This window comes from Rhodosalinus sp. (genome assembly GCF_046542825.1).
In the GTDB taxonomy this organism is placed as follows: Bacteria; Pseudomonadota; Alphaproteobacteria; order Rhodobacterales; family Rhodobacteraceae; genus Rhodosalinus.
Genome location: NZ_JBKHAQ010000066.1, coordinates 1 through 15,860 on the forward strand (window position 1 = coordinate 1; position 15,860 = coordinate 15,860).

Below are 15,860 nucleotides of genomic sequence, written 5' to 3' on the forward strand. Positions count from 1 at the left end.
GCGCTGATCGCCATGGGCTGCATCATGGTGCGCCAGTGCCAGTCCAACACCTGCCCGGTCGGCGTCTGCACGCAGGACGAGTCCCTGCGCGCGAAGTTCACCGGCAATGCCGACAAGGTGGTGAACCTGATCACCTTCTACGCGCAGGAGGTGCGTGAGGTGCTGGCCGAGATCGGCGCGCGCAGCCTCGACGAGGTGATCGGGCGGGCCGATCTGCTGACGCAGGTCAGCCGCGGCTCTTCGCATCTGGACGATCTGGACCTCAACCCGCTGCTGCTGACCGTCGACGGCGCGGCGGACATCCGGTACGACCGCAACAAGCCCCGGCAGGAGGTGGACGAGACGCTGGATGCAGAGATCGTGCGCGACGCCGCGCGGTTCCTCGAGGACGGCGAGAAGATGCAGCTCTCCTATGCCGTGCAGAACACGCACCGCACCGTGGGCACCCGCGTCAGCAGCCACATCGTGCGCCGCTTCGGGATGCGCAACGCGCTGCAGCCCGACCACCTGACGGTGAAGCTGCGCGGCAGCGCGGGCCAGTCGCTGGGCGCCTTCGCCGCGCCTGGGCTGAAGCTGGAGGTCTCGGGCGATGCCAACGACTATGTGGGCAAGGGCCTGTCGGGCGGCACCATCGTCGTGCGCCCGCCGATGGAGAGCCCGCTGATCGCCTCGGAGAACACGATCATCGGCAACACGGTGCTCTACGGCGCGACCGCGGGCTATCTCTTTGCCGCGGGCCGCGCAGGCGAACGCTTCGCGGTCAGGAACTCCGGCGCGCATGTTGTGGTCGAGGGCTGCGGCTCGAACGGCTGCGAATACATGACCGGCGGCGTGGCCGTCCTGCTGGGAGAGATCGGGGCCAACTTCGGCGCCGGGATGACCGGCGGCATGGCCTACCTCTACGACCCGGAGGGAAAGGCGGGCCCGCTCATCAACATGGAAAGCCTCGTGACCTGCCCGGTCACGGTCGAGCACTGGGAAGCGCAGCTCAAGGGGCTGGTCGAGCGGCATCTGGCCGAGACGAACTCGCGCCGCGCCGCCGACATCCTGCAGCATTGGGACATCGAGCGCGGCAATTTCGTTCAGGTCTGCCCGAAGGAGATGCTGGACAAGCTCGACCATCCGCTCGGGATCGAGGACACGGCGATCCCCGCGGAGTGACACGGCGCAACACCTGTGCAGGGCGGCGGCGCCATGAGGCGTCGCTGCCATTGTTTTGCCATGTTTTGCCCGGGAAATGCGCCTATGTTGGCGCGCCCGTAACCAATTGCGGGTTCAGTGTCGGCGACGTTTCCGATGCAGCGGGGGCCTTTCCGTGCCCACGACCTACAACGACCAGTTCTATGCCTTCGATCCCGCCAATCCGCCCCCCGCGGGCGCGGCGGCGAGTTTCGTCAGCCTCGACCTTGTCGACCGGAACGACGATGGCGACATCGACCGGTTCAACGGCGACAGCGTGGGCGGCGTGGACGTGGTGAACTCCTGGCCGGGCGACACGGTCACCATCGACGTGCCGGGCACCGGCAACGTGACCTACACCGGAACCACTTTCTACCTTGCCAATGGTGGCAGGGTGTTCACCCCGACGGACGGGCAGGTGCTGGAGAACGGCACCTTCGTCGCGTCCACCTTCGTGAACGCGCAGGGGCCGCTTCTCGTTGACGACCTGGGTCCGGTCTGCTTCACGCCCGGCACGCTGATCGACGTGCCGGGCGGGCGTTGCCCGGTTGACCGGCTGTCGCCCGGCGACCTTGTGTCGACCCGCGATCACGGGGCCCGCCCTCTGCGCCAGGTGGCGCGCGCCCGCTTCGTCGCGGCGGGTGCTGCTGCCCCGGTCCGCTTCGCGCGGGGCGTGCTGGGCAACGACCGCGCCTTCGAGGTCTCGCAACGACATCGAATGCTGCTGACGGGCTGGCGGGCGGAGCTTCTGTTCGGAGAGGCAGAGGTGCTGGTTCCGGCCCTGCACCTGCTGGACGGGCGCCGCATCCGCCTGCGCACCGGCGGCGCGGTGGACTACATTCACCTGATCTTCGATCGGCACGAGATCGTCACGGCCGACGGCATACCCTCCGAAAGCTGCTATCCGGCGCCGGCGCTGATGGCGCGGGCTGATCGGGGCGCGCAGGCGGAATTGCGCCGGTTCTTTCCGTCGCTGCAGGATCCGGATGTCCCACCGCCCGCCGCGCGGCGGGTGTTGCGCGCGCACGAGGCGCGCCTCGTCGCCTGAGACCGGGGATGGCGAGCACCAAGGGCTCTGCTATGTCGAGCGGCAGGATGGCCCGCCGCGACCCCCCCCAGCTTCCCGCCGACAGGCGCGATGCGCCGCGCACGCGCGGGGCCCGCTTCTTTCGAGCCGTCGGAAGCGTTCCGGGGTTGCTCTGGCGCCTCCTGCGCCGCGCCGCGATCCTTGCGCTGGGGCTCGGGATCCTCGCCGTTCTCGCCTACCGCCTCTTCGATCCGCCGACCACGCCCTACATGATGGGCGAATCCCGCCGCCTGGGCGGCGTGACGCAGGACTGGGTGCCGATGGAGCGGATCGCGCCCGTCATGGCGCGTTCGGCGGTCGCGGCGGAGGACGCGAACTTCTGCCGCCACTGGGGCTTCGACCTCGACGCGATCCGCGCGTCGCTCGAGGACGGCGGGCAGCGCGGCGCTTCCACGATCAGCCAGCAGGTGGTCAAGAACGTCTATCTCTGGCACGGGCGCAGCTGGGGGCGAAAGGCGCTGGAGGCCGGGATCACGCCCCTGGTCGAGGCCGCCTGGCCCAAGCGGCGCATCCTCGAGGTCTATCTCAACGTGGCCGAGTTCGACGAGGGCGTGTTCGGCGTGGAAGCGGCGGCGCGGCACCACTTCGGCGTCACGGCAGCCGAGCTTTCGGCGGTGCAGGCCGCTCGGCTCGCCGCGGTGCTGCCCTCGCCCAAGACGCGCTCCGCGTCCGAGTCGTCGGGTTTCGTGCGCCGCCGCGCCGCATCCATCATGGACGGCGCCGCCACCATCGACCGCGACGGGCGCGCGGACTGCTTCGCGGTGCGCAAGGATTGAAAAACCCGTCCGGGCAGGGCAAGTCTGTCGCACTCTCGCTCAAGGAGTCTGCCCCCGCATGGCGCGCCTCTATCATGTCCCCCTCTCGCCCTTCTGCCGCAAGGTGCGCCTGACGCTTGCGGAGAAGCGGATCGAGGTGGAACTGGTCGAGGAACGCTACTGGGAGCAGGATCCCGATTTCCTGCGCCGCAACCCCGCCGCCAAGGTGCCGGTGCTCCGGATCGACGGGCTGACGCTGACCGAGAGCGCGGCGATCTGCGAGTATCTCGACGAGACGATTCCGGACCCGCCGCTGATGCCGAAGAGCCCGGCGGCGCGCGCCGAGGTGCGCCGCCTTGTCGGCTGGTTCGACGACAAGTTCCACGACGAGGTGACCTCGAAGCTGCTTTACGAGCGCGTGAACAAGAAGGTGATGAAGCAGGGCTATCCCGATAGCCGCAACGTCAAGTCCGGCGCCCAGCGCATCAAGTTCCACCTCGACTACATGCATCACCTGCTCGACCATCGGCGCTGGCTGGCCGGCGACGCGATGACGCTGGCCGATTTCGCCGCCGCCGCGCATCTGTCGGCGCTCGACTACATCTCCGACGTGGACTGGCACCGTTCGGAGGTGGTCAAGGACTGGTACGCCAAGATCAAGTCGCGGCCGGCGTTTCGCGGTATCCTGACCGACCAGGTGCCGGGGTTCCCGCCGCCCGTCCATTACGCGGATCTCGATTTCTGAGGCCGCAAGAGGGGGGGCGCTGCCCCCCGTCGGCCTGCGGCCGACTCCCCCCGGGGTATTTTCCGCAAGAGGAAGCATGGGACGCGATCTGAAGGACCGGCTTTCCGAGGAGGCCCGCGCGGCGGGCTTTGACGCCATGGGCGTGTGCCGGCCGGACGCGGTGCCGGAGCTGCCCGCGCGGCTTGCTGCCTTTCTGGAGGCGGAATACCATGGGCAGATGGGCTGGATGGCGGAGCGCGCGCAGTGGCGGGCGGACCCCGCGGCGCTCTGGCCCGAGGCGCGCTCGGTGATCATGCTCGCCATGAGCTACACGCCGGAGAGCGATCCGATGGCGACGCTTTCGGAGCCGGAGCTGGGCACGATCAGCGTCTATGCGCGCGGGGGCGACTATCACGACCTGATCAAGAAACGGCTGAAGCGCGTGGCGCGCTGGCTGATCGCGGCGGCGGGCGGCGAGGTGAAGGTCTTCGTCGACACCGCGCCGGTGATGGAGAAGCCGCTGGCGCAGGCGGCGGGGCTGGGCTGGCAGGGCAAGCATACCAACCTGCTGTCGCGCGAGCTGGGAAACTGGATCTTCCTTGGCGCGATCTTCACCACGCTGGAGCTGGAGCCGGACGCCCCCGGAGAGGCGCATTGCGGCAGCTGCCGCAAGTGCCTCGACATCTGCCCGACGGACGCCTTTCCGGCCCCCTTTCAGCTGGATGCGCGGCGGTGCATTTCATACCTGACGATCGAGCACAGGGGGCCGGTGGACGAGGCGCTGCGGCCGCTCCTGGGCAACCGGATCTATGGCTGCGACGACTGTCTGGCCGTCTGTCCCTGGAACAAGTTCGCGGTCGAGGCGCGGGAGGCGAAGCTTGCGGCGCGGGACGAGCTGGAGGCGCCGCAGCTGGCGCAGCTCGCGCAGCTGGACGACGCGGGCTTTCGCGCGATGTTCTCCGGCAGCCCGATCAAGCGGATCGGGCGCGACCGATTCGTGCGCAACGTGCTCTATGCGATCGGCAACTCGGGGATGGCGGAGTTGCGGCCGGTGGCGCAGGGGCTGACGGGCGATCCCGATCCGGCGGTGGCCGATGCCGCGCGCTGGGCCGTCACGCGGCTGCAGGGGGTTTGATTTTCATGCAGGCGTGCCATCTTTGATCAAGGACCGACGGGAGAGAATGCGCATGAGCAAATGGGAGAAGCGGCCCGAGGCGGTGGCCGCGCTGGACGAACAGCAATACTACGTGACGCAGCAGGATGGCACCGAGCGGCCCGGAACGGGGGCGCTGCTGCACAACAAGGAGCCCGGCATCTACGTCGACGTCGTCTCGGGCGAGCCGCTCTTCGCCTCGGTGGACAAATACGACAGCGGCTCGGGCTGGCCCAGCTTCGTGCGGCCGATCGAGCCCGCGCATGTGCGCGAGATCGAGGACCGGAGCCTAGGGATGGTGCGCACCGAGGTGCGCTCGGCGCATGGCGACAGCCACCTTGGCCACGTCTTTCCCGACGGGCCGCGCGACCAAGGGGGCTTGCGCTACTGCATCAACTCCGCGGCGCTGCGGTTCGTCCACCGCGACGACATGAAGGCCGAGGGATATGGGGACTATCTGACATTCGTGGAGACCGAACATGGCTGAGGAACGCGCAGTCCTTGCAGGCGGCTGCTTCTGGGGCATGCAGGACCTGATCCGCAAGCTGCCCGGCGTCATCCGCACGCGGGTGGGCTACACCGGCGGCGACGTGCCGAACGCCACCTATCGCAATCACGGCACCCATGCCGAAGGGATCGAGATCATCTTCGACCCCGACCAGATCAGCTACCGGCGGATCCTGGAATACTTCTTCCAGATCCACGACCCGACGACGAAGAACCGGCAGGGCAACGACATCGGGATGTCCTATCGCTCGGCGATCTACTACGTGGACGACGAGCAGCGGCGCGTGGCGGAGGACACCATCGCGGATGTCGAGGCCTCGGGTCTCTGGCCGGGGCCGGTGGTGACCGAGGTGGAGCCGGTGGGCGACTTCTGGGAGGCGGAACCCGAGCACCAGGATTACCTGCAGCGGTATCCCGGCGGCTACACCTGCCATTTTCCGCGCAGGAACTGGGTGCTGCCGCGCCGCGACGCGGCGGAATGAAGGAAGCGCCGGAGCGGGGCTCCGGCGCTTCTTCGGCTTTGCAAGCGTGACCGCCTCAGAAGCGGAAGGTGCCGCGGAGCTGAATCGTGGTCGCGTTGACGTCGACGCCCGTGTCGTCGAAATCGTCGAACTCGTGCCACAGGGCTTCGGCGCCGACGGAGAAGGTGTCGGTGACCATCTGTTCGTAGCCGCCACCCAGGAAATAGCCCGTGTCGGTGCCGAGCGCATCGGCATCGGCCTGCGCCCCGCCGCCGGTGGCGTAAAGAAGCCCCGAGCCGGCCACCTTGGCGCCGGCGCGCACCTTGACGCGGGCCACGCTTTCCAGGGTCGCTGCGCCGTCAACGTCGATGTCGGCGAAATCGTAGTCGAGCGCGCCGCCCACAACGTAGCCGCCGAAATCGTAATCGTAACCAAGCGTCAGGCCGCCGATGGCGCCATCGCCGTCAAGGCCGCCGTCGGCCTCGACATCGGCAAAGCCCAGCTGGGCACCGCCATAGAAGCCCGTCCAGTCAACCCCGGCCGGGGCGGCCGGGGGTGCGGGCGATGTCACCACCGGCTCCGCCGGCGTCTCGTCCAGACCGGCGGCAAGTGCACCGGCGGGAACGAGAATGCCCAGTGCCGCCGCCGCGACACCACCGCGCAAAATGTCGAATGTCCCGTATTTCATCGTTGTTCCTCTCATTGCCGTTCATGCGGCGCATAGCTGGCTGTCCACGCCCATTCAAATAGAATCGATCCGTCCGGGTTTCATCCCGGGCGCACGGCGATGTGATTCACGATGGCGAGGCTCTGCCGCCGCATCGGCGGGGAATCGCCGGTTGCACTCTGCCATCGGTGGCGCGACTGTCGCTGCCGGCAGGGAGGGATGCATGCAGCCGGGCCTCGGGATCGCATACAAGCTGGTGGCGGTGCTGCTCTTCATCGTGATGGCCTCGATGATCAAGGCGACGGCGCCGCATGTGCCGCCGGGGCAGGCGGTGTTCTTCCGCTCGGTCTTTGCGCTGCCGATCATCGTGGGCTGGCTGTCTCTGCGCGGCGATCTGGCCACGGGCTTTCGCGTGCAAAGCCGGCTCGCCCATGTCTGGCGCGGTCTGATCGGCACGGCGGCGATGGGATGTGGTTTTGCCGCGCTGGGGATGCTGCCGCTGCCCGAGGTGACGGCGATCGGCTATGCCGCGCCCCTTATGACCGTGCTCTTCGCGGCCGCGATGCTGGGCGAGCGGCTGCGCCTCTTCCGGCTGACGGCGGTGGGGATCGGTCTTGCCGGGGTGCTGGTGATCCTCTGGCCGAAACTGTCGCTGGGCGACCTGACCGATCTTGCCGTGCTGGGCGCAGTGCTGGCGCTGGCCTCTGCGGCGCTGCGGGCGCTGGCGCAGATCCAGATCCGCCGCATGGTGCAGACGGAGCAGACGTCGGCCGTCGTCTTCTACTTCTCGCTGACCGCGACCGGCTTTTCCCTGCTGACGCTGCCCTTCGGCTGGGTCTGGCCCGCGCCGTGGGAGGCCGGGCTGCTGATCGCGGCGGGGCTCCTGGGTGGCGTCGCGCAGATCTTCCTGACCTCGGCCTACAGGCATGCCGACGCCTCGGTCGTGGCGCCCTTCGATTATGCCTCGATGCTCTTCGCACTCGGCATCGGCTATTTCATCTTCGCGGAAGTGCCCACCTGGCCCATGCTGGCGGGCGCGGCGCTGATCATCCTCGCAGGCGTGGTGATCCTCTGGCGGGAGCGGCAGATCGGCATGGCGCGCGGTCGGGCGCGTGCCGGTCTCACGCCGCACGGGTGACAGGCGCGCTCATCGACCGCTGTCGCGGTCTCTTCGCTCAGCGGTCGGCCCGCGCCCGCATCGCGTAGGCGGGCACGAGGGCCGCGCGACGGAACCGGCCCAGGGGGAAACGCCCCGGCGCGTCCCGCATGGCGGCGGGATAGATCGTCTCTGGCGCGCGGTCGCGCACCAGATCGGCCAGCAGGCGGCCCGCGTAGCTGCCCATGGCCACGCCGTTGCCGTGATAGCCGAAGCCCGCGAAGAGCCCCGGTTCGCCCGGCACCGCGCCCACGAATGGCGTGAGCGGCCGGGTCAGGCAGACGAGGCCGGACCAGAGCCACGGGGTCTCCACCCCTTTCCAGGCGGGGAACATCGCCTCGAAATCCGCGCGGATCTGACGGGCAAGGCGCGCGCGTTCGCGCGGCCTGTCGAAGATCCCGCCGCGCATCCCGAAGAGAAAGCGGTTGTCCGGCATCAGGCGGAAGTAATGCAGCAATTGCCGCGTGTCGTAGGCCATCTGTGCGCTGGTCCAGCCGGCGGCCTGAAGCTCTGCGCCGGTGAGGGGGCGGGTCACGATCACGTTGGAGGCGGCCGGCATGAAGCGCGCACGCATCCAGCGCGGGACATCCTCGGATGAATAGCCGTTGGTCGCGACGATGACGCGCCGCGCCTGCAGGGCGGCCCCGGACAGGTCGAGGCGCCAGCCGTCGCTGTCGCGTGCCAGCCCCTGCACCGGCGCGGGCGCGTAGAGCCGTGCGCCCGCGTCCTCGGCGGCGCGCGCGAGCCCGCTGGCATATTTCCGCGGGTTGAGCGCGAAGCCCACGGGCTTGGTGAGCGCGCCGAAGAACGGGCCGGCCATGCCCTCGGCCGGCAGGTCGGCCGAGGGCGTCAGGCGGGGCGCCATGCCGTGGTCGCGTTCGAAGTCGTCCGCCTCGCGCTGCATCGCCTCCCAGTCCGAGGGGCGGTGGGCCAGCAGCGTCTCGCCCTCGGAATGACGGTCGACGTCGAGGCCCAGCCGGTCGATCAGCCCGCCCGCGAACTCAACGGCCGCACGCTCGGTCCGGTGCCAGTCGCGGCGCCCGTCCTCGCCGTGGCGCCAGGCAAGCGCGGCATCGTCGGCCTTTGCCCCGCCAAGGCAGCAGAAGCCGCCGTTGCGCCCCGAGGCGCCCCAGAACGGGGCCTCCGCCTCGCAAAGCGCGACGTCTTCGCCGGCCTCGGCCAGGTGCAGGGCGGCGGACAGGCCGGTGAAGCCGCCGCCGATCACCGCCACGTCGGCGGTGAGTTGTCCCGCGGGCCGCGGCCAGACCGGCGTCTTGACCGTCTGCGCCCACCAGCAACGGGCGACAGGTTCGGGGCCGTAGGTATAGGGGCGGGCGATGCGTCTCATGCCGGGGCGCGGATCGCCTGACGCTCGTCTTCCGCCTGTCGGACCGCGGCGTGTTTCGTGACCAGCGAGGCGGTGATCACGCCCACGGCCACGATCCCGATGAGAATGGTCGAGAGCGCGTTGATCTCGGGGCTCACGCCCAGCCGGATCGAGGAGAAGATCTTGATCGGCAGCGTCGTGGCAGAGGGGCCGGCGGTGAAGCTGGCGATCACCAGATCGTCGAGCGACAGCGTGAAGGCAAGCAGCCAGCCCGAGATCACCGCCGGCAGGATGATCGGCAGCGTGACCAGACGGAACGCCTCGAAGGGCGAGCAGCCGAGATCGAGCGCCGCCTCCTCCAGCGAACGATCGAAGCTCACCAGCCGCGAGGAGACGACAACCGAGACGTAGCACATCGAGAAGGTCGTATGCGCCAGGATGATCGTCAGAATCCCCCGGTCGAGCCCGATGTTGATGAAGAGCAGCAGGAGCGAGAGGCCGGTGATCACCTCCGGCATGACGAGCGGCGCGTAGATCATGCCCGAGAACAGCGTCCGGCCCAGGAATCGGCCGCCGCGCACCATGACGTAGGCCGCCATCGTGCCCAGCACGGTGGCGGCGGTCGATGAGGCGACGGCCACCTGAAGCGTGACCCAGGCCGCGTCGAGGAACGCCTCGTCGCGGAACAACTCGCCATACCAGCGCGTCGAGAAGCCCGCCCAGACCGTCACCAGCTTCGATGCATTGAAGCTGTAGACGATCAGGATGATCATCGGCAGGTAGAGAAAGGCGAAGCCCAGCGTGAGCGAGGTCGCGTTGAACCAGGAGAAGCGCTTCATGCGGCGCGCCTCCGCGAAGAATTTTCGATCGAAAATTCTTCGGACGGGTCCGCTCCGAAAGATTTTCGGCGAAAATCTTTCTCCGCGCTCATCCTTCCGCCTCCCGCTGCTTCTGTTCGTTGCGCTGGAACAGCACGATGGGAATGACGAGGATCAGCAGCAGCACCGTCGCCACCGCCGCGGCCACGGGCCAGTCGCGGTTGTTGAAGAACTCTTCCCACAGCACCTTGCCGATCATCAGCGTCTCTGACCCGCCCAGGAGCGAGGGGATCACGAACTCTCCGATCGCCGGGATGAAGACCAGGAAGCAGCCGGCGATGATGCCCGCCTTCGACAGTGGAATGGTGACGAGCCAGAAGGCCGAGATGCGCGAACAGCCGAGATCCTCCGCCGCCTCGAGCAGCGAATCGTCCATCTTTTCCAGCGTCGCGTAAATCGGCAGGATCATGAAGGGCAGGTAGGTGTAGACGATCCCGATGTAGACCGCGATGCTGGTGTTCAGGATCTGCAGCGGCGCGTCGATCAGCCCGAACCCCATCAGGATCTGGTTGAGATATCCCTCGCCCGACAGGATGCCGATCCACGAATAGACCCGGATCAGGAAGCTGGTCCAGAAGGGCAGGATCACCAGCATCAGCAGGGTCGGCCGCCATTCGGGCGCGGCGCGCGCCATGCCGTAGGCGATGGGGTAGCCCACCAGCAGCGCGATCAGGGTCGAGACGAGCGCGATCCAGACCGAGGACAGGTAGGCCTTCCAGTAGAGGTCGTCGGAGGTGAGGAAGACGAAAGTCTCGAAATCGAGCGCGGCGAAGAAGTCGCGCAGGCCCTGCCAACCTTCGCTCAGGTCCAGCGTCGGCGTGTAGGGCGGGATCGAAAGCGCATAGTCCGACAGCGCGATCTTCAGCACGATAAGGAAGGGGACGAGGAAGAGCGCCAGCAGCCAGGCGTAGGGGACGGCGATCAGCACGAGGCGGCGCATCGGCTCAGCTCTCCAGCAGGACGCCGGCCGTCGCGGTCCAGCTCAGCCAGACCTCGTCCTGCCAGGTGAAGGAGCGGCGCGCGATGCGCCGGGTGTTGGCGGTCTGCGCCTTGATGACATGGCCGGTCGGCAGTTCGACGTGATAGGTCGAGATGTTGCCGAGATAGGCGATGTCGAGCACGCGGCCCTTCACCGCGTTTGCGGCGCCCTCGGGGCGCTCGGGCGTGATGGCGATCTTTTCGGGGCGGATCGCGAACCACGTCTTCTGCCCCCTCTCGAAGCGGCGGTGCGTGGTGCCGTGCAACGGCGGCTGCCCCTCGGCCCAGTCGACGTCGACGCGGCCCTCGCCCGCCTCGGGCACCGGCGTCGCGCGGCCCTCGACGATGTTCACCTCGCCGATGAAGTCGGCGACATAGACCGTGACGGGGCTTTCGTAGAGCACGTCGGGCGTTGCGACCTGCACCAGCCTGCCCTCGTCCATCACGGCGACGCGGCTGGCCACCGTCATCGCCTCTTCCTGGTCGTGGGTGACGATGACGAAGGTGGTGCCGGTCTTTTCCTGGATGTCCATCAGCTCGAACTGGGTGTCCTGCCGCAGCTTCTTGTCGAGCGCGCCCAGCGGTTCGTCCAGCAGCAAGAGCTTCGGCGCCTTGGCGAGGCTGCGGGCCAGCGCCACGCGCTGGCGCTGGCCGCCAGAGATCTGGTGCGGCTTGCGGCGCGCGAACTTTTCCAGCCGCGTGAGCCGCAGCATCTCGTCCACGCGCTGGGCGAGGCGGTCCTTTTCCATCCGGTCGCGCCTGAGCCCGAAGGCGATGTTCTCCCAGACGCTCAGGTGCGGGAAGAGCGCATAGGACTGGAACATCATGTTCACCGCCCGCTTGTTGGGCGGCACGGGCGCGATGTCGTGCCCGTCGAGCAGGATGCTGCCCTCGGTGGGTGTCTCGAAGCCGGCGAGCATCCGCATCAGCGTGGTCTTGCCGCAGCCCGAGGGGCCCAGCAGCGCGAAGAATTCGCGCCGGAAGATCGAGAGCGAAAGATCGTCGATCGCCGTGAAGTCGCCGAAGCGCTTGGTGACGTTCCTGAATTCGATCAGCGGCTTTTCGTTCGGATCATCCCAGGGGGCGAACACCTGTTGCGGCGAGGGTTGCGCCATCGACGGACTCCGGGTTCGTGGCGGGGAACGGGCTCGTGGCAGGGAAACGGCCCGCGCGGGGAGCGCGCGGGCCGACAGGTCCGTCGGTCAGGTGCCCGACTTGATGCGGGTCCAGAGCCGCGTCACCGTGCGCTGCACGGGGGCGGGGTAGGACGTGGTCGTGTAGAGGTTCTCCAGCGTGTCCTCGTCGGGGTAGATCGCCGGATTGTTCAGCACGTCATCGAGCAGATACTGCTGCGAGGTCTCGTTGCCGTTGGCATAGTAGACGTAGTTCGAGGCGGCCGCGATGTTCTGCGGGTCGAGGATGAAGTTGATGAAGGCGTGCGCCGCCTCGGGGTTGGGCGCGTCGGCCGGGATCGCCATCTGGTCGAACCACATCAGCGCGCCTTCCTTCGGCGGGTTGTAGGCGATGGTCACGCCGTTCTCGGCCTCTTCCGCGCGCCAGCCGGCCTGCAGGATGTCGCCGGACCAGCCGAAGGCCACGCAGATGTCCCCGTTGGCCAGCGCGTTGATGTATTCCGAGCTGTGGAACTTCTGCACATGGGGGCGCACGGGCAGCAGCACGTCGGCGGCCCTTTCGATCACCTCGGGGTCGTGGCTGTCGGGGTTCTCGCCCAGGTAGGCAAGCGCCGCGGGGATCAGCTCGGTCGGTGCATCCAGGAAATGCACGCCGCACTCGCTGAGCTTCTCCATGTTCTCCGGCTCGAAGATCAGCGCGAGCGAGTTGACCGGCGCATCCTCGCCCAGCACCTCCTCCACCTTGTCCACGTTCACGCCGATGCCGGTCGTGCCCCACATGTAGTTGACCGAATACTCGTGGCCCGGATCGTAGGTCTCGGTCCGCTCGCGGATGGTGTCCCAGAGATGCTCGGCGTTGGGCAGCTTGTCGTAGTCGAGCTTCTGGAAGGCGCCGGCCTCGATCTGCCGGGCAAGGAAGGTGCCCGAGGGCACGACCACGTCATAGCCCGACCCGCCGGCCAGCAGCTTGGTTTCCAGCAGTTCGTTGGAATCGAACACGTCGTAGGTCAGCTCGATGCCTGTCTCTTCCTCGAACTTCGACAGAAGATCTTCGTCGATGTAGTCGGACCAGTTGTAGACGCGCACCTCGTCGGCGGCGGCCACGCCCGCGCCCAGCGCAAGGGCGGCGGTCGTCGTCATGATCTTTCTCAGCATGTCGGTCTCCCGTTGGGGCACGTTCAGGGTCGGTTGCCCCGCTTGCGTGTTTTTGATCAAATACCGGCCGAGCCGGTCATGTCGAGATGTTTTCACGCAGTCCGGTGCGGTGCAAGCGGCGAGGGAGGGCAGAGCCGGTGCACGACGCGAGCTTGCACGCAATGGCGGCAGACGGTGCCCCGCCACCCGCGCACGAAAGGGTCTATCGCGGCCTGCGCGACCGTGTCCTGTTCGGAGAGATGGCGCCGGGCGCACCGGTGACGATCCAGGGGCTCGTGGCCGCGACGGGCGCGGGCGTGACGCCCGTGCGCGAGGCGATCCGCCGCCTGATCGCCGAGGGGGCGCTGATGGCGCACGGCAACCGCCGCGTCTCGGTGCCCGTTCTGCGGCCGAGCGACGTTGAGGAACTGCTCTTCGCCCGGCTGGCGCTGGAACCCGAACTGGCCCGGCGCGCAGCGGCACGGGCCGGGGCGCAGGCGCTGAATGCGCTGGCCACCGAGGACGCGGCGCTGGACGCGGCCATCGCGGGCGGCGACGTGGCGGGCTACCTGCGCCGCAACCACGGCTTTCACGCGCGGCTTTACGCGATGGCGGAGGCGCCCGTGCTGGAAAGCCTGGCCGCCGGGCTCTGGCTGCGGTTCGGCCCCTCGATGCGCGTGGTCTGCGGCCGGGCGGGCACCGGGCGGATGCCCGACCGGCACAAGGAACTGCTTGCGGCGCTGCGCCTGGGCGATGGTGACGCGGCCGCGGATGCGATGCGCCGCGACGTCGCCGACGGCATGGCGCTTCTGCGGCAGGGCGCAGGCGATTCGATTGACGCCGGATAATTTGATCATATCCTGCGCGCAGCACCGTCGCGCACGCCGCGGCACCCGCAACCGAAAGGCTTCGCGATGACCACGATCACCAATCACATGCCCACGGCAGAACTGCAGCGGCTCGACGCGGCGCATCACCTGCATCCCTTCACCGATCACGGCGCGCTGCGCGACAAGGGCGTGCGCATCATCACCGGGGCCGAGGGCGTCTGGCTGAAGGACAGCGAGGGGCACCGCATCCTCGACGGCATGGCGGGCCTTTGGTGCGTGAACATCGGCTACGGCCGGCACGAACTGGCCGAGGCGGCCTGGCGCCAGATGAAGGAACTGCCTTACTACAACACCTTCTTCCAGACGACGCATGTGCCGGCCATCGCGCTTTCCGCGAAGATCGCGGAACTGGCGCCGGGGGATCTGAACCACGTCTTCTTCGCCTCCTCCGGGTCCGAGGCGAACGACACCAACATCCGGCTCGTGCGGCACTACTGGGCACGCAAGGGACAGCCCGAGCGGCAAGTCATCATCGCGCGCAGGAACGGCTATCACGGCTCGTCGATGGGCAGCGCCAGCCTTGGCGGCATGGCGGCGATGCACTCGCAGGGCGGCCTGCCGATCCCCGGCATCCACCACATCGACCAGCCCTACTGGTGGGGCGAGGGCGGCGAGATGTCGCCCGAGGAATTCGGCATCGCCCGCGCCCGCCAGCTGGAGGAGGCGATCCGGCACATCGGCCCCGACAAGGTCGGCGCCTTCATCGCCGAACCCGTGCAGGGCGCAGGCGGCGTGATCGTGCCGCCCGACAGCTACTGGCCCGAGATCCGGCGCATCGTGAAGGAATACGGCATCCTGCTGATCGCCGACGAGGTGATCTGCGGCTTCGGCCGCACGGGCGACTGGTTCGGCTCGCAGGGCTACGGCATCGAGCCCGACATCATGACCATCGCCAAGGGGCTGTCCTCGGGCTATCAGCCCATCGGCGGTTCGATCGTCTCCGACGAGGTGGCAGCGACGATCTCGGGCGACGAGTTCTTCCACGGCTACACCTATTCCGGCCACCCGGTCGCCTGCGCCGTGGCGCTGGAAAACCTGCGCCTGCTCGAGGAAGAGAAGATCGTGGACCGCGTGCGCGAACGCACCGCGCCCTATCTGAAGGCGAAGTGGGAAAGCCTGGCCGACCACCCGCTGGTGGGAGAGGTCAGCATCCGCGGCATGATGGCCTCGCTCGCGCTGACGCCGGACAAGGCGCGGCGCGCAAAGTTCGCCTCCGAGCCCGGCACCGTGGGCCTGATCTGCCGCGAGCGCAGCTTCGCCAACGATCTGGTCATGCGCCATGTGGGCGACCGCATGGTGATCTCGCCGCCGCTGGTGATCACGGAGGCGGAAATCGACATGCTGATCGACCGGGCGCGCACGGCGCTCGACGAGGCGATGGCAGAGATCGAGGCGCAGGGGCTGATGCGCGCCGCCGCCTGAACAGGCGCCGTTCCGGGCGGGGCGTTGAGCACAACGCCCCGCGGGCTGCCGCAAAAACAGGCAAGAAGGTCACAAATCCCGGGTATTCCTAAAAAACGGCACGGCGCATGTCGCTGGGGGACGTGCCCTGATGTGCACATCCGGGGCACCATGGCCCGGTTGCTGGCTCTGGCCCGGAGGTGTGGATGATTCGCAAGGACCTGCCCTTTTCGCCCGCGGAATACGACCGCAGGCTCAACCGCACCCGTATCGCCATGGAGGCGGCTGGGCTCGACGCCGTGGTCGTCTCCGACCCGTCGAACATGGCGTGGCTCACGGGCTACGACGGCTGGTCCTTCTACGTCCACCAGGGCGTGATCGTGACGAAGGACAGCGCGCCCCACTGGTGGGGCCGCGCGATGGATGCCGA

17 protein-coding genes are annotated in these 15,860 nt (G+C 68.2%); 11 read left to right on the plus strand and 6 right to left on the minus strand.

All coding sequences use genetic code 11. The annotated features are described in order from the left end of the window. From ACLFOB_RS09755 to msrA, 7 genes are all read left to right on the plus strand, one after another. On the plus strand, positions 1–1,161 hold a 1,161-nt coding region (locus ACLFOB_RS09755; protein WP_410925959.1), incomplete at its 5' end, for a glutamate synthase-related protein. Positions 1,162–1,315: 154 nt separating this feature from the next. Next, the gene (locus tag ACLFOB_RS09760; RefSeq protein WP_410917279.1) at positions 1,316–2,227 is read left to right on the plus strand and encodes a Hint domain-containing protein; all 912 of its coding nucleotides are present in this window, start codon (positions 1,316–1,318) and stop codon (positions 2,225–2,227) included. 32 nt (positions 2,228–2,259) lie between these two features. Further along, on the plus strand, positions 2,260–3,042 hold the full coding sequence (mtgA, locus tag ACLFOB_RS09765; RefSeq protein ID WP_410925965.1) for a monofunctional biosynthetic peptidoglycan transglycosylase: 783 nt from the start codon (positions 2,260–2,262) through the stop codon (positions 3,040–3,042). A 58-nt stretch (positions 3,043–3,100) separates the two neighbouring features. After that, positions 3,101–3,766, plus strand: coding sequence for a glutathione S-transferase family protein (locus ACLFOB_RS09770; RefSeq protein WP_410917281.1), 666 nt, complete (start codon positions 3,101–3,103; stop codon positions 3,764–3,766). A 76-nt stretch (positions 3,767–3,842) separates the two neighbouring features. Next, positions 3,843–4,880, plus strand: a complete 1,038-nt coding sequence (gene queG / locus ACLFOB_RS09775) for a tRNA epoxyqueuosine(34) reductase QueG (protein ID WP_410917282.1) — start codon at positions 3,843–3,845, stop codon at positions 4,878–4,880. Positions 4,881–4,932: 52 nt separating this feature from the next. Then, positions 4,933–5,385 carry a peptide-methionine (R)-S-oxide reductase MsrB gene (gene msrB, locus ACLFOB_RS09780; protein ID WP_410917283.1) on the plus strand — a complete coding sequence of 151 codons (453 nt, stop codon included), beginning with the start codon at positions 4,933–4,935 and terminating at the stop codon, positions 5,383–5,385. Then, the gene (gene msrA / locus ACLFOB_RS09785; protein ID WP_410917284.1) at positions 5,378–5,887 is read left to right on the plus strand and encodes a peptide-methionine (S)-S-oxide reductase MsrA; all 510 of its coding nucleotides are present in this window, start codon (positions 5,378–5,380) and stop codon (positions 5,885–5,887) included. The genes msrB and msrA overlap by 8 nt, the downstream gene beginning before the upstream one ends. Before the next feature lie 55 nt (positions 5,888–5,942). On the opposite strand, the gene ACLFOB_RS09790 is transcribed toward msrA, so the two are convergent. Continuing rightward, a complete protein-coding gene (locus tag ACLFOB_RS09790) occupies positions 5,943–6,554 on the minus strand; it encodes an outer membrane protein (RefSeq protein WP_410917285.1) in 612 nt (203 codons plus the stop codon). A 202-nt stretch (positions 6,555–6,756) separates the two neighbouring features. On the opposite strand from ACLFOB_RS09790, the gene ACLFOB_RS09795 reads away from it, so the two are divergent. After that, positions 6,757–7,671 carry a DMT family transporter gene (locus tag ACLFOB_RS09795; protein ID WP_410925960.1) on the plus strand — a complete coding sequence of 305 codons (915 nt, stop codon included), beginning with the start codon at positions 6,757–6,759 and terminating at the stop codon, positions 7,669–7,671. A 37-nt stretch (positions 7,672–7,708) separates the two neighbouring features. Here ACLFOB_RS09795 and ACLFOB_RS09800 read toward each other — a convergent pair whose 3' ends face one another. The 5 genes from ACLFOB_RS09800 to ACLFOB_RS09820 all read right to left on the minus strand — a co-directional run bounded on the left by ACLFOB_RS09800 (position 7,709) and on the right by ACLFOB_RS09820 (position 13,160). Next, a complete protein-coding gene (locus tag ACLFOB_RS09800) occupies positions 7,709–9,037 on the minus strand; it encodes an NAD(P)/FAD-dependent oxidoreductase (protein ID WP_410925961.1) in 1,329 nt (442 codons plus the stop codon). Then, positions 9,034–9,855, minus strand: coding sequence for an ABC transporter permease subunit (locus tag ACLFOB_RS09805; protein ID WP_410916864.1), 822 nt, complete (start codon positions 9,853–9,855; stop codon positions 9,034–9,036). Before ACLFOB_RS09805 ends, ACLFOB_RS09800 begins: the two co-directional genes overlap by 4 nt. 88 nt (positions 9,856–9,943) lie before the next feature. Further along, a complete protein-coding gene (locus ACLFOB_RS09810) occupies positions 9,944–10,834 on the minus strand; it encodes an ABC transporter permease subunit (RefSeq protein ID WP_410916866.1) in 891 nt (296 codons plus the stop codon). 4 nt (positions 10,835–10,838) lie between these two features. Then, positions 10,839–11,987 (minus strand): ABC transporter ATP-binding protein, encoded by a 1,149-nt coding sequence (locus ACLFOB_RS09815; protein WP_410925962.1) that lies wholly within the window; start codon positions 11,985–11,987, stop codon positions 10,839–10,841. Between the two features lie 87 nt (positions 11,988–12,074). Further along, positions 12,075–13,160 carry a polyamine ABC transporter substrate-binding protein gene (locus ACLFOB_RS09820; RefSeq protein WP_410916869.1) on the minus strand — a complete coding sequence of 362 codons (1,086 nt, stop codon included), beginning with the start codon at positions 13,158–13,160 and terminating at the stop codon, positions 12,075–12,077. Positions 13,161–13,321: 161 nt separating this feature from the next. On the opposite strand from ACLFOB_RS09820, the gene ACLFOB_RS09825 reads away from it, so the two are divergent. The 3 genes from ACLFOB_RS09825 to ACLFOB_RS09835 all read left to right on the plus strand — a co-directional run. Continuing rightward, positions 13,322–13,987, plus strand: coding sequence for a GntR family transcriptional regulator (locus ACLFOB_RS09825; protein ID WP_410925966.1), 666 nt, complete (start codon positions 13,322–13,324; stop codon positions 13,985–13,987). Between the two features lie 66 nt (positions 13,988–14,053). After that, positions 14,054–15,451, plus strand: coding sequence for an aspartate aminotransferase family protein (locus ACLFOB_RS09830; protein WP_410925963.1), 1,398 nt, complete (start codon positions 14,054–14,056; stop codon positions 15,449–15,451). A 185-nt stretch (positions 15,452–15,636) separates the two neighbouring features. Next, on the plus strand, positions 15,637–15,860 hold a 224-nt coding region (locus ACLFOB_RS09835; RefSeq protein ID WP_410925964.1), incomplete at its 3' end, for an aminopeptidase P family N-terminal domain-containing protein.